The sequence below is a fragment of the Pedobacter borealis DSM 19626 genome, from assembly GCF_000708285.2.
GTDB classification, from domain to species: domain Bacteria; phylum Bacteroidota; class Bacteroidia; order Sphingobacteriales; family Sphingobacteriaceae; genus Pedobacter; species Pedobacter borealis.
Map to the genome: position 1 here is coordinate 1 of NZ_JAUG01000001.1, position 12,714 is coordinate 12,714.

A 12,714-nucleotide genomic window follows, 5' to 3' on the forward strand; every position below is an offset into this window, starting at 1 on the left:
TTTCTAGTAAGTTCCGTTAAAGTTTCGGCACAATCCAGTCAGTTGTAGATTTCATATCTGGAATGACCTAGTTATTTATCAATAACCTGAGTTCGATAATTATTAGCTGAAAATCATATCTTATACACGCCTAATCCAGCTTTATCGTCCTGCTGAATTTATTTCAGCATCTTTTTAGCGTGAAAGACCCTGAAATAAATTCAGGGTGACGACCGCCTTAACTGAAAACTTGATTAAAACGTCACAAAGTGAGATTTAATAATTGAACTCAGGTTATTAGTAAGCAATTGCAAAATAACGTCAATGGTAGCGAAGTGCAACGCAGTCGAGAACCACGATTGCTCAGCGAAGCTAAATCTGTCAAGATAGATCTCCCCCTTATCCATGGTCTGTGTCCTCACAGACCATTTATGGATGAGATGCTGTGGGAGTAAATAATGAATTACGAGTGTTCTGTGAGGACACAGACCACGGAATGAAAGTATAACTCTTTGATGCTAGTTTGGGTTATATTGCAATCAATTCTAAGTTGTTAATTCTTTCGAAGTGCTTTTTGTTAAGTGTGGCCATTTTTATCTTTCTGGATAGGGCAGTTGCTCCAATAAAAATATCCGGAATTTCAATCAGATTTTTGTTTTTCTTTAGTTGTTTCGTAATATCTACAGCTATATCACTTGCTTGTTTATCAAAAGGAAGTATGGTTACCTGTTCAAAAAAATCTTTCCAGAATTCAATTTCCTCAGTTTTGGCGCCAATCATAATTTCATATTCGGTTATAATGATACTGCGAAAAGATGATAGACTTTTGTTAGTTTATAAAATGTACTTTTTTCTTTCAGTTGTTTACGATAAAAGTCAATTAGGATAGAAGTGTCCAGACAAATTATTTCGTTCTCCATGAGTTGAAATTTTTTCTGTTTTGCTGATGCAACTTATATTGCTCTGCACTCATAGTGGTAGCTTTGAGTAAAAAATCTTGAAAATCAGATAAGTCTTTAGTAGCTTTTTGCTCAATAAACTCTTCATTTAAAACTGATTTTAGTTGCTTGATCTTTGCAGCAGGAAGTTTTTTAATTGCAGCTAACAATTGTTCATAGCCTATGTCGATTGTTATTTCCATATACCGAAAATACAAAATTTAAAAAATCAAAGAAAATCTATATGTTGCTTTACTTCAGTTCATCTAATACTTTGAACAGCTTCTTGTTAATTCCACTTCCGCTATAATTGTTAATGTTAATCACCACTACGTATTTGTTTCCTGCTGCATCGGTATGGTAACCGGCAAATGCCGAAACATCATTTATTGTTCCACTTTTAATTTTCATACCATTGTACTCGGGTAAGGCCTTATAATAATCTGCGAACCAGTTTTCTTTCTGGATCTGGAAAAGTATATCCGCCATTGCCGAAGTTGTTATTCTATCTCCCGGAGAAAGCCCGCTACCATCAATAATGTTTAATGCCGTTTTATCAATGCCTTTATCGGCCCAGAAATTGATTTCGGTTTCCGCTCCTTTACTTGTTGTACCTGCTTTGCCTGATTTTATCGCAATGGTTTTTAAAAGTGATTCGCCATATAAATTGATGCTTTTCTTTAAAAACCAGTAAGTCATCTCGCTTAAACTAGGCGAACTGATGGTGCTTATTTTCTGTGTAACCGAAGGAATGACCTGATTGTTCAAGGTCATTAACCTTGCCGTTGTGGCTTGCTGTCCTGTCGAAATACCCAATCTTTTCAAAGTATCCTGTAAGCGGTAAGCGCAATCAAAAGCAGGGTCGGGGAGGGCTAAGGAAATGCCTGTTTTGGCAATGCCTATTCCCCAGCTTCCGCGGAGGTAAGCCGTATTGCTATATGGAGGCAAAAAAGCATAAGCGCGATCTCCAGATCCTGAATCGCCGGTTTTTAGTTCATTTACAATTTGCACATAAGGTGTTGCCGGAACTGTTTTTACTACCTTAACTTCATCTGCTGTACTACTTCTAGGTTTCAAATGAATATCAAATTGATTTTCGCGCCAGGCTAAGCCAGAAGTCCCGACACCATAGTAATTGCCAATATCCTGCCAAACCCAACCCTCAGGCGTTGTTTGTGTGCCAAAAATGCGATCGTCGCCAATTATTGTGCCTTCAATTTTTTTGATTCCTGCAGATTTTACTGCAGTAACCCATTGCGTTAAAACAGCATTTTCTTTGTTTTGATATCGCCAGGAGCCCAAAGTTGGATCACCACTGCCAATAATAATCAGGTTTCCTTTTAATATTCCATCTGTAGTAATTGTTCCGGTATAGGCCAATGTGGTTTGGAATTGAAAATCTTTCCCTAAAATACTGAAAGCCGTGGCCGCAGTAATGGTTTTTAGCGTTGAAGCCGTGGCCAGGCCGATCTGCTCATTTTTGGCATACAATGTTTTGCCCGTATTGGCATCTAAAACGCAAAGTGAAACAATAGCATGTTTTGCCTGCTCATCATTTAATAAATTATCGAAGGCTTTTTCGAGGTTCTGAATTCGGTTTTGAGCAATTGCAGCTATACCTGAGAAAAGAAATAAGGTTAATATTTTGAAAAATTTCATGTAAGGCAAAGATTATTTTATATCAGAAAACCTGTATAGTTAGACTTGTTTATGACGTTTGTATTGTTTGTAGGGTATGCATCTAAAAACGTTGATGGAAACCTCACTTTTTTATTCTCGTTCCATTTGATTTCTATAGCATTTATTTTTCCATCAATTTCTTCTATTAAATCGATTTCCTGTTGTTGAAAGCTTCGCCAGAAATAATATTTAGCGTGCTTTCTTTTGTTATTACTGGCTTTGATATATTCTGAAATAATATAATTTTCAAAAAGCTGACCAGCATCCTGCCTCAGTGCAAGCATATTAAAGTTTTCGATCACGGCATTGCGGATCCCAGTATCATAAAAATATATTTTTTTGCTTTTTTTTATTTCATTCCGCAGATTACTGCTGTATGCACCTAATCTGAATACAACAAAACATTGCTCTAATAAATCGATATAACGCTCAACTGTTAGTTTATCGGCTTCAATCATTTGGCCAAGCTCGGTATACGAAACCTCATTACCAATTTGCAAGGCTAAGGCCTGCACTAATTTTTCGAGCTGCAAAGGCTTTCTGATGCCGGTAAGTGATAAAATATCTTTAAAAAGATAACTATTGGCCAAGTTCATTAAGAGTTCTTTTTCTTCTCCTGGATAATTAATCGCATCGGGATAAGAGCCATAGATCAATCTTTTTTCCAATGCCTGTTCTTCAGTAAGGATATTGGTATCATCAACAAGTTCTGCTACCGAAAAAGGAAAAAGATGATATTCAAATTTTCTTCCCGTTAGCGATTCTTTTATACCAACAGCCAGATCTAATGATGAAGAGCCTGTAACCAAAAGTTGCACATCGGTAAAATTATCTACGATCAATTTTAATGTTAAACCGATATTCGTAACCCGTTGGGCTTCGTCGATAAAAATAAATTTATTTGAGCCGATAATTGATTTTAGCCGCTCAATACTGATGTCTGTTAATGTGGTTCGAACATTGGCTTCATCACAATTAAGAAAAACAAAAGGCAATCCTGTCTTATTTACCAATTGCTTTAACATAGTGGTTTTGCCTACCTGCCTTGCACCGGTAACTATAATTGCTTTTTGTTTAAAAAACTTTGATTCTATGTACGTTTGCAGACCTCTAATTATCATTTCATTATATCATATTTAATAACAAATATAATGAAATTTAATCGTAATCTCTTTTTTATATATAATTTAGTGATTATGATCTCTTTTTTATATATAATTTAGTGATTACGATCTCTTTTTTATGTTACAGCAAATTTATCCATTAAACAGTTTATTGCGTTTAATTTCTTTTCCCTGTCTCAATTTTGCTGCGTGATAGATAGTCGGTACATCGTTGGTCCATTTTTTTAGGGTGAAAACAATGGCGAGTATTTCTAACCTCGTTGCCAGCCCGATCCAAAAGCAAAACTCAAATAATACCACCGATTCGCAATGAACCATAATTTCGACCAAAGTGGCGAATATAGTCAACGTCCAGATTTTAGCGCCGATAGAATGCGTAGCGATTTCTTTTCTGAATTTGATATAGCTTAATGCATAGGTTGAAGCTTCAAAAGCACCGAGTACAATCAGTTTTGCCAGGTTGACTTTAAAAAAATCAGGACATTGGATATAAGTAGCAACCGCAACCGAGATAAAAAATACCTGATCAATACTGGAGTCTAAACGTCGTAATTTTTCGGAGGAGATATTGAGTTTTCTGGCTATTATTCCATCGAATACATCTGTTAATAAACCGATCGATAATAATGTGATTGCAAGAAAAGAATAATGATTGACGTGGAAAACGCTTAATAGAATTATTATAAAACCAATCAGTAACCTGGAATATATTAAAGCGATTGGAATATGTTTCATGGTGAAGAGCGGGTATAAAAAAAGTCCCCCGATTTTACACCGGGGGACTTCTCTTGAGGTTATTAATTAAACTAATTCTTTCTGAATTAGATATTCGGCAATCTGAACTGCATTGGTTGCAGCGCCTTTGCGCAAGTTATCGGCAACAATCCAAAGGTTTAATGCTTTTGGCGCCGATTCATCTCTGCGGATACGGCCTACAAAAACTTCATCTTTTTCATGCGCATCTTTTGGCATCGGGTATTTTAAGTTGGCAACATCATCAACAACGATTATACCTGGTGCTTTTTCTAAAATACTGCGCACTTCAGCTAAATCGAAGTCATTTTCGAACTCGATGTTTACTGATTCTGAGTGACCACCCATTACTGGGATACGAACTGTAGTAGCGGTAACTTTAATGCTATCGTCGCTCATGATTTTGTTCGTTTCCTTAACCATTTTCATTTCTTCTTTGGTATATCCGTTATCTGTGAAAACATCAATATGTGGAAGAACGTTTAAGTCGATTTCGTATGGATAAGCTTTAGGACCATCAATGCCTTTACGCTCGTTCATTAATTGCTCAACCGCTTTAACACCTGTACCCGTAACTGATTGATAAGTAGAAACGATTACACGTTTAATTTTGTATTTATCGTGCAAAGGTTTTAAAACCACCACCATTTGAATGGTAGAACAGTTCGGGTTAGCAATGATTTTGTTATCGATAGAAAGTTCGTGTGCATTAACTTCTGGTACAATTAATTTAATTGCAGGATCCATTCTCCATGCAGAAGAGTTATCGATAACGGTTGTTCCGGCTTCTTTAAAACGTGGAGCATGCTCTAATGACGTATTTCCACCTGCTGAAAACAAAGCGATATCTGGTTTCATGCTGATTGCAGTATCCATGCTAACAATTGGGAACTTCTTACCCTTAAAAGTAATTTCCTTGCCAACACTCTTTTCTGATGCTACGGGAATCAACTCTGTTAAGGGGAAATTTCTTTCCTCCAATACTTTTAACATGACAGTGCCTACCAATCCGGTGGCACCTACTACTGCTACTTTCATTTTAAATTTTAATTATATATTATTAAACATTTGATATAAGGCCAAATATGCTAAAAATTAAGCTTATATCCCTGTTGTTACCAATTAAATTTGCTTTTAATATTTAAAATCTTACTTTTTCAGTAGAAAATAGGGTTAAAAAAGATTAGGCATAATTCAATTTAGCTATACTTGAAGTGTATTAAATGAGAAGGTGTTTGTGACCTTAGGTTGTAGAGAGTGCAACAACTCGCGTGAGTCGTCACCCTGAATTTATTTCAGGGTCTGTTTCTCAAGAAAGATGCTGAACTAAATTCAGCATGACGATCGGAGAGATTTAAGAGATTGTATCATAAAGGCGATTTCACTTCAAATGCTGTCATGTTGAGCTTGTCGAAACACCTCAAAGCGTATTTAACAGGTCCTTCGACAGGCTCAGGATGACAATCTATATTTATGATACAACCTCTTGGATAAGTTTTAAATCAAATTGGCTTTAATATAATCACAGCTTGTTTTAATCGAACCAACTGGATCAGGTTGGTAATTGGTTTCGTGCTCTACAAAGAAATGTTGCATGCCTGAAAGTTTTGCCTGAGCAAAAATGCTTTTAAAATCAATAGAACCTTTGCCTACCTCGGTATTCCATTCAGGTTTGGATTTGTCCATATCTTTAACGTGCCACATTGGGAAACGGCCTGGGTATTTTTTAAACAAAGCTAATGGATCGTTACCTGAGCGTACCACCCAATACAAATCCATTTCGAAATTTACCAGATTTTTATCGGTTTCGCTTAAGTAAACATCGTAACCAGTAGTATCACCTAATTTTTTAAATTCAAAATCGTGGTTGTGGTAGGCGAATTTCAAACCAGATGCTTTTGCAATTTCGGCAACCTTATTAAAATCATCAGCAGTTTTCTTAAAGCCATCTACTCCTTTGCTCATATCTACATGCGCACCGGCAATGGTAAAGTATTTACCGCCAATGGCAGCTGAAGATTCGATATCGGCTTTTAACTTATCGGTTTTTCCGGTTTTTGAAAATTCATCCATTCCGTAATGTCCGCTTGGTGCTTTTAAACCGTTCGCGTTTAATAATGCTTTAAATTCTTTTGGGGTTAAGCCCCAAAATTTTCCATTAGAAAAACCATAGGTTTCTACTTCTTTGTATCCGGCTTGTGCCACTTTTTCGATGATGCCTTTTACATCTTTTGGCAGTTCATTACGTAAAGAGTACAGTTGTAAGCCAATATTTTTATTTACTTTATCAAAGGCAAACGACGGAATTAATAATGCCGCTCCGGCAGCTAATCCTGCCTGTTTTAAGAATGTTCTTCTTGAATTCATCTCTTAAATTTAAATAATTTCTTTTTTAATATATGCACAGCTTGCTGCAACAGACTCTATCGGGTTTGGCTTGTAATTGGTTTCGTGTTCCACAAAGAAGTGTTTCATGCCCGAAAGTTTGGCATCAGCAAAAATAGGTTTGAAATTGATAGAACCTGTTCCTACTTCAGCATTTAATGCTGGATTTGCTTTATCCATATCTTTAACATGCCACATGGTAAAACGGCCTGGGTTTTCTTTAAATAGTTTGATCGGATCGTTTCCTGAACGTACTACCCAATATAAATCAAGCTCAAAATCAACAAGATTTTTATCGGTTCCTTTTAATAATATTTCGTAACCAGTGGTATCACCTTGTTTCTCGAATTCGAAATTGTGATTGTGGTAAGCTAACCTAATACCAGCTTCTTTGGCCAATTTTCCGGCTTCATTAATTTTAACTGCAATTTTTTTGTAGTCGTTGGCACTTTTTCTAATGCTTTCATCTAACCAGGGGATGGTTACATATTCGCTTCCAAGCACTTTGGCGGCAGCAATTGCTGCTTTTAATTCTTCAGTGTTTCCATCGGTTAAATAACTGCCTAAACCGTAGTGACCGCTTGGTGCAGTTAATCCGTTATCATCAAGCAATTTTTTGAATTCGGCAGGTGTTAAGCCCCAAAATTGATCCTTTATAGAGAAACCATAAGTTTCAACTTCTTTAAAGCCAGCTTTAGCTACTTTGACCAATGTTCCTTTTACATCCTTCGGAAGTTCATCTCTTAAAGAATATAACTGCAGACCAACTAATTTTTTATCGGAGGCTACACAAGCAAAAGATGGAATCAAAAGTGCTGCAGCTGCAGCCATACTACTGTTTAAAATAAAACTTCTTCTTGATAACATAGGTATATTTTTAGATGTCGCAAATGGAAACTGCCTTTTTTAGAGAGGCTATTTTATCTGCATTTTTAGGTATAAATTCTTGTGCAACGAAACCTTTAAAGCCAGTTTCGGCAATGGCTTTCATGATGGCAGGATAATATAGTTCCTGTGTATCGTCTATCTCATTTCTACCCGGAACACCAGCGGTGTGATAGTGGGCGATGTATTGATGATATTCTCTGATGTTTCTAATTACATCACCTTCATCAATTTGCATGTGGTAGATATCGTATAACAATTTGAAGTTTTCAGATCCTAAACGTTTGCAAAGTTCAGCGCCCCATGAAGTTCTATCGCACTGGTAATCTTTATGGTTAATTTTGCTATTTAGCAACTCCATTACAAGTACCACATTGTGTTTTTCTGCCAAGGGCATTAACTGTTTTAATCCTTTCACGCAGTTGTTCCAACCTGTTTCATCATCTTTACCACGGCGGCTTCCACTAAAGCAGATTAAGTATTTGTAGCCAGCTTCGGCAACAAGTGGAATCATTGCGGTATAGTTTTGAATTAACTTTTCGTGGAATTTTTCGTCGTTAAAACCATCTGTTAAATTAATTTCGGCACCATTACACATGGTAGATTCTAAACCATATTTCTTTAAAGTCGGCCAATCTTTTGGTCCAACTAAATCAATGCCTGTAATGCCGATCTTTTTAGCTTCAATACAAAGCGTTTCTACATCCAAACCGCTAAAACACCAGCGGCAAACGGCATGATTAATATTTCCTTTTAGCCTTAGTGGCTGATCTGATTCTGATTTATCCATTGCTAATGCTGAAAATCCTGAAGAAACACCAATCGCAGCAGTTCCTGCGATGATGTTCTTTAAAGCATTTCTTCTATTTACGTTCGACGCCATATTAAACAGTTTTAGGTTCTATTTCAGCCTTGGATTTATCGTTGAAAACCAATGCAAATAATAAAAATACCACTAATGCAATTCCTGCTGGGATAATCCAGATCATTTTCCAGTCCATCACGCCATCTGCTGCTTTGTAGGCATCAGAAATTTTACCAGCTACGGCAAATCCAATTAACATACCTACGCCATAAGTAGCTAGGGTAATTAAGCCCTGGGCTGAACTTTTAAAACGCTCGCCAGCTTTAGAGTTGGTATAAATCTGTCCTGAAACGAAAAAGAAATCGTAGCAAACACCGTGTAATGCAATTCCTAAGATCAGCATAAAACTCAGTTCGCCTGCATTGCCGTAAGCAAATAATGCATAACGTACTGCCCAAGCCAGCATGCCCACCAAGATGGTCATTTTAAAGCCGAATCTTTTAAAGAATACTGGGATAAATAATAAGAAAATAACTTCTGAAGCCTGACCAATCGTCATTTTTCCCGTGGGGTTATCCATACCGATATTGGAAAGGAATGGATTTGCATTTTGATAGTAAAAAGCCAAAGGGATACAGATCAAAATAGATGAAATAAAGAAAATTAAGAAATTTCTGTCTTTCAAAAGTTTTAAAGCATCTAGACCTAATACATCAGAAACGGTAATTTTTTCGTCTGAAGATACTTTAGGTGGCGTCTTTGGTAAGGTAAAGCTGAATAAACCCAAAGCTAAAGACACTATACCAGCCATTAAGAAAGTATTTTTCAATAAGCCAGCTTCTGTACCTTCTTTTGAATCCCAATGGAAGAAATAACTGATTAATAAACCTGCAGCAATCCAGCCTAAGGTGCCCCATATGCGAATTGATGAAAATTCTTTCTCCGGATCTTTCATTTGATTGAAAGAAACTGAATTTACCAAAGCCAGTGTTGGCATAAAAAGAATCATGTAACCCAACACGTAAGGATAAAATATGCTTACATCTGTAGCATTATACATTTGGTACATCAATAGTGCTCCGACAATGTGTAGCACACCTAAAATGCGCTCAGCGTTAAAATATCTATCGGCAATTAAACCTACAATAAAAGGAGCAATGATAGCACCCCATGACTGGGTTGAAAATACAGCCCCGGTTTCTGAACCCGTGGCTTTAAGGTTGTTTCCTAAGAAAGTTCCAAGTGTTACAAACCAGGCACCCCAGATAAAAAATTCCAGGAACATCATGGCAGAGAGTTTAAAGCGAGTAGTGCTATTCATTTGGCTTATATAAGGTTGTATTAAGGTATAAGGTTAAAGGTATAGGGTGTAAGGTTAATGCGAAAGCGGATAAACTTTATGCTTTCCCGCTTTCTAACTCAAATGTCTGGTTTAAGCGAAAGAAAGGAAACCTTCAGCTTCTACCTTACGCCTTAAACCTCAATTATAGTTCTTTAATAGAGATGTTTTTGTACCAAACCTCATCTCCGTGATCTTGTAAGGCAATTTTGCCTGTTTTAAAAGTTCCCCAGTTTTCCCATGTTGCAAATTTGCTGCCCGCAACAATCTTTTTCCAGTTATCATCCCAAAGGCTGGTTTTTACTACTTCAACACCGTTTAAAATTAGCGTTAGTTTGCCCTTTTTGCTAATGATTTCTGCTTTATTCCATTCGCCAACAGCCTTAACAGGCTCTGATGAACTTTTTACCAGATCATATAAATCGCCGGCACGGTGTTTAGTGATTTTTCCATCTGGGTGGCCGTCATTATCAATAACCTGCATTTCTAAACCTGTAGAATAGGTAGCATGGTATTTTGGTTCTTCGTGAACATAAAAAATTAAACCGCTATTTGCTTTTGGAGCCACTTTCCACTCATACTTTAAATGGAAATCGCCGTATTCTTTATCGGTAACCAAATCACCGCCGCCGTCTTTACCTTTGGTGACTAAATCTAAATGCAGGGCACCGTCCTGAACCTGCCAGGCGCTGCCAACTGTAGTTTTGTTGTAAGTATGCCAGCCCGTTGTTGTTTTACCATCAAAAAGTGGTTTAAAGCCTTTTTGAGCTTTTGATATTTGTGTTACCGCTAACAAGATGCAAGCAGAAAGAAAGATTTTTTTCATTTTTTTAGAATAAAACCTGATAGGATTAATTCGAAGTTTTTAATGTTTTCAAAGGCCTCATTGAGGACTTCGTCGTTTTAAAAGCTATCAGGTTATGATAATTAAAGAGTTAAATTGTTCCAGCCTTTACGGTATTCGCGTTTTACAAACTGGTTTGCTTCGTCAAAATTGGTAACTTTCATATTGTCGTTATCCCAAAGCATTTTAGTGTATCTGCCTGGGTAAGTAGTCTTGCCGTTTACCGTTTTTTGGATATCAAAACTTCTGATTGCCAGATTTGCCATCAGTAAAGCTTCTGTTAATGGACCTGCAATTTCGAAAGGAGAACTCACTTCTTGCTTGCCATAACCTGCAATTGCAGCTTCAACCCATTGTTTATAGTGTCCGTTTGCACCATCTGGTACGCGAGCGTATTTTGGTGCAACTTTAATGTCTTTGTTTTTACTTAAAGGCAATAATTTCGGATTGGCACTATACGTTTCAGACATCATTTTACCTTTAGTTCCGATAAACAAGGTACCATTACCACCATCGCCAAAAGTTTCGTCTGCTTCTAATTCTTCAGGACGTTCTGGTTGAATACCACCATCCATCCAGTGCAAGGTAACATCACCTTTGGTTTTATTCGTCTTAGGGAATTTTAAAGTAACGTGGCTTGACGGTGGGCAGCTTTCAGGAAAATAACCACGTTTAAATTCATCTACATAAACAGAACCTACACTGGCCTGAACTTCTTTTGCGTATTTTAAGTTTAATACGCTAAATGGAGCTTCGATTAAGTGACAGCCCATATCGCCCAGGGCACCAGTGCCATAATCCCACCAGCCACGCCAGTTAAAAGGAACCAATTTGTCAATATAATCTTTTTCAGGCGCAGTACCTAGCCATAAATTCCAATCCAATTCGGCAGGGATTTCGGCTTTTTTTGTTGGGCGAGGAATGCCTTGTGGCCAAACCGGTCTATCAGTCCACGCGTAAACCGTGTGTACATCGCCAATTAAGCCCGCTTCATACCATTCTTTCATTTGGCGCGGACCATCGTTTGATGCACCTTGATTTCCCATTTGGGTTACCACTTTATATTTTTTTGCGGCAGCAGTTAGCATACGCGCCTCATAAATATCATGTGTTAAAGGTTTTTGCACATAAACGTGTTTCCCCAATTGCATAGCTGCTAAAGCCTGTATGGCATGGTTATGATCCGGAGTAGAAACAGACACAGCATCGAAATTTTTATGTTCCTTATCTAACATTTCGCGCCAATCTTTATAGTATTTTGCTTTAGGGAAAGCTTTAACACTATTTGCTGCACGGCGATCGTCTACATCGCATAAAAAAGCAATGTCTGCTTTTCCGCTTTTGTAAAACATGCTTAAATCGCTTTGGCCTTTTCCGCCAACACCAATGCCGGCAACCAATAAACGATCGCTTGGTGCTAAATAACCAGGCCCACCTAAAACATGGCGGGGCACGATCATAAAAGCAGCAGCGGCAATAGCTGTGGTCTTAATAAAATCACGGCGGTTACTCGTGTTTTTATTTTCTTGCTCTGTTTTCATATGTAGTAAATCGATTTGCTAATTTGGTTAAAATTATTTTTTTAGGGATAAAATATACTTTACCATTAATTTTGCATCGTCTTTTTTAAGGGTAGCGTGAGCAGTCATCGGCATATTGCCCCAAACTCCCGTTCCACCTTTAATAATCTTATCAGCTAACATGTTGATGTTTTTCTCAGTAGCCGGATATTTTTTTGCAACTTCTACGTATGCAGGGCCAATAATTTTGTTGGTCTTGTTATGGCAACCAAGGCAATCAGATTTGTTAATCAGTTTTTCACCTGGATTTGATTGAAAAGCAGCATGGTTTGTCATTGTTGCCGTTGCAACCACAGTTTTCTCCTTCGTTAAATCGGCTTTTGAAAACGACGCCATAAAAATGACTACAGCGCCTAAAGCTAAAAATGTTTTTTTCATCTTGTGTGTGTTTTGTGTTTTGTT

General features: G+C 37.3%; 13 protein-coding genes. All 13 read right to left on the reverse strand.

Annotated elements, in window-relative coordinates:
• Positions 1 to 507: 507 nt before the first annotated feature.
• Entirely contained in the window at positions 508 to 783 is a 276-nt protein-coding gene (locus AW17_RS00005) for a type II toxin-antitoxin system VapC family toxin (protein WP_342420852.1), read from the reverse strand.
• A 100-nt stretch (positions 784 to 883) separates the two neighbouring features.
• Entirely contained in the window at positions 884 to 1,120 is a 237-nt protein-coding gene (locus AW17_RS00010; RefSeq protein WP_029274009.1) for a hypothetical protein, read from the reverse strand.
• Between the two features lie 49 nt (positions 1,121 to 1,169).
• Positions 1,170 to 2,576, reverse strand: coding sequence for a D-alanyl-D-alanine carboxypeptidase/D-alanyl-D-alanine endopeptidase (gene dacB, locus AW17_RS00015; protein ID WP_029274010.1), 1,407 nt, complete (start codon positions 2,574 to 2,576; stop codon positions 1,170 to 1,172).
• A gap of 17 nt (positions 2,577 to 2,593) precedes the next feature.
• Entirely contained in the window at positions 2,594 to 3,718 is a 1,125-nt protein-coding gene (locus AW17_RS00020) for an ATP-binding protein (protein ID WP_029274011.1), read from the reverse strand.
• Positions 3,719 to 3,853: 135 nt separating this feature from the next.
• Complete coding sequence (locus AW17_RS00025; protein WP_029274012.1) at positions 3,854 to 4,456, reverse strand: CDP-alcohol phosphatidyltransferase family protein; 603 nt, start codon at positions 4,454 to 4,456, stop codon at positions 3,854 to 3,856.
• 66 nt (positions 4,457 to 4,522) lie between these two features.
• Positions 4,523 to 5,512: an aspartate-semialdehyde dehydrogenase gene (locus AW17_RS00030; RefSeq protein WP_029274013.1), complete on the reverse strand. Its 990-nt coding sequence runs from the start codon at positions 5,510 to 5,512 to the stop codon at positions 4,523 to 4,525.
• 459 nt (positions 5,513 to 5,971) lie between these two features.
• Positions 5,972 to 6,841, reverse strand: a complete 870-nt coding sequence (locus tag AW17_RS00035; protein ID WP_029274014.1) for a sugar phosphate isomerase/epimerase family protein — start codon at positions 6,839 to 6,841, stop codon at positions 5,972 to 5,974.
• A gap of 9 nt (positions 6,842 to 6,850) precedes the next feature.
• Positions 6,851 to 7,726 carry a sugar phosphate isomerase/epimerase family protein gene (locus tag AW17_RS00040; RefSeq protein ID WP_029274015.1) on the reverse strand — a complete coding sequence of 292 codons (876 nt, stop codon included), beginning with the start codon at positions 7,724 to 7,726 and terminating at the stop codon, positions 6,851 to 6,853.
• 10 nt (positions 7,727 to 7,736) lie between these two features.
• Entirely contained in the window at positions 7,737 to 8,627 is an 891-nt protein-coding gene (locus AW17_RS00045; RefSeq protein ID WP_029274016.1) for a hydroxypyruvate isomerase family protein, read from the reverse strand.
• Position 8,628: 1 nt separating this feature from the next.
• Positions 8,629 to 9,870 carry a nucleoside permease gene (locus AW17_RS00050; protein WP_029274017.1) on the reverse strand — a complete coding sequence of 414 codons (1,242 nt, stop codon included), beginning with the start codon at positions 9,868 to 9,870 and terminating at the stop codon, positions 8,629 to 8,631.
• Positions 9,871 to 10,033: 163 nt separating this feature from the next.
• Positions 10,034 to 10,714: a 3-keto-disaccharide hydrolase gene (locus AW17_RS00055; RefSeq protein ID WP_029274018.1), complete on the reverse strand. Its 681-nt coding sequence runs from the start codon at positions 10,712 to 10,714 to the stop codon at positions 10,034 to 10,036.
• Between the two features lie 101 nt (positions 10,715 to 10,815).
• Entirely contained in the window at positions 10,816 to 12,273 is a 1,458-nt protein-coding gene (locus AW17_RS00060; RefSeq protein WP_029274019.1) for a Gfo/Idh/MocA family protein, read from the reverse strand.
• A gap of 33 nt (positions 12,274 to 12,306) precedes the next feature.
• The gene (locus AW17_RS00065) at positions 12,307 to 12,690 is read right to left on the reverse strand and encodes a c-type cytochrome (RefSeq protein ID WP_029274020.1); all 384 of its coding nucleotides are present in this window, start codon (positions 12,688 to 12,690) and stop codon (positions 12,307 to 12,309) included.
• Positions 12,691 to 12,714: the final 24 nt, after the last annotated feature.

Coding starts and splice junctions, on each gene's coding strand:
- dacB (WP_029274010.1), bottom strand. CDS start 2,576: ATGAAATTTTTCAAAATATTAACCTTATTTCTTTTCTCAGGTATAGCT.
- AW17_RS00020 (WP_029274011.1), bottom strand. CDS start 3,718: ATGATAATTAGAGGTCTGCAAACGTACATAGAATCAAAGTTTTTTAAA.
- AW17_RS00055 (WP_029274018.1), bottom strand. CDS start 10,714: ATGAAAAAAATCTTTCTTTCTGCTTGCATCTTGTTAGCGGTAACACAA.
- AW17_RS00025 (WP_029274012.1), bottom strand. CDS start 4,456: ATGAAACATATTCCAATCGCTTTAATATATTCCAGGTTACTGATTGGT.
- AW17_RS00040 (WP_029274015.1), bottom strand. CDS start 7,726: ATGTTATCAAGAAGAAGTTTTATTTTAAACAGTAGTATGGCTGCAGCT.
- AW17_RS00050 (WP_029274017.1), bottom strand. CDS start 9,870: ATGAATAGCACTACTCGCTTTAAACTCTCTGCCATGATGTTCCTGGAA.
- AW17_RS00065 (WP_029274020.1), bottom strand. CDS start 12,690: ATGAAAAAAACATTTTTAGCTTTAGGCGCTGTAGTCATTTTTATGGCG.
- AW17_RS00060 (WP_029274019.1), bottom strand. CDS start 12,273: ATGAAAACAGAGCAAGAAAATAAAAACACGAGTAACCGCCGTGATTTT.
- AW17_RS00045 (WP_029274016.1), bottom strand. CDS start 8,627: ATGGCGTCGAACGTAAATAGAAGAAATGCTTTAAAGAACATCATCGCA.
- AW17_RS00010 (WP_029274009.1), bottom strand. CDS start 1,120: ATGGAAATAACAATCGACATAGGCTATGAACAATTGTTAGCTGCAATT.
- AW17_RS00030 (WP_029274013.1), bottom strand. CDS start 5,512: ATGAAAGTAGCAGTAGTAGGTGCCACCGGATTGGTAGGCACTGTCATG.
- AW17_RS00035 (WP_029274014.1), bottom strand. CDS start 6,841: ATGAATTCAAGAAGAACATTCTTAAAACAGGCAGGATTAGCTGCCGGA.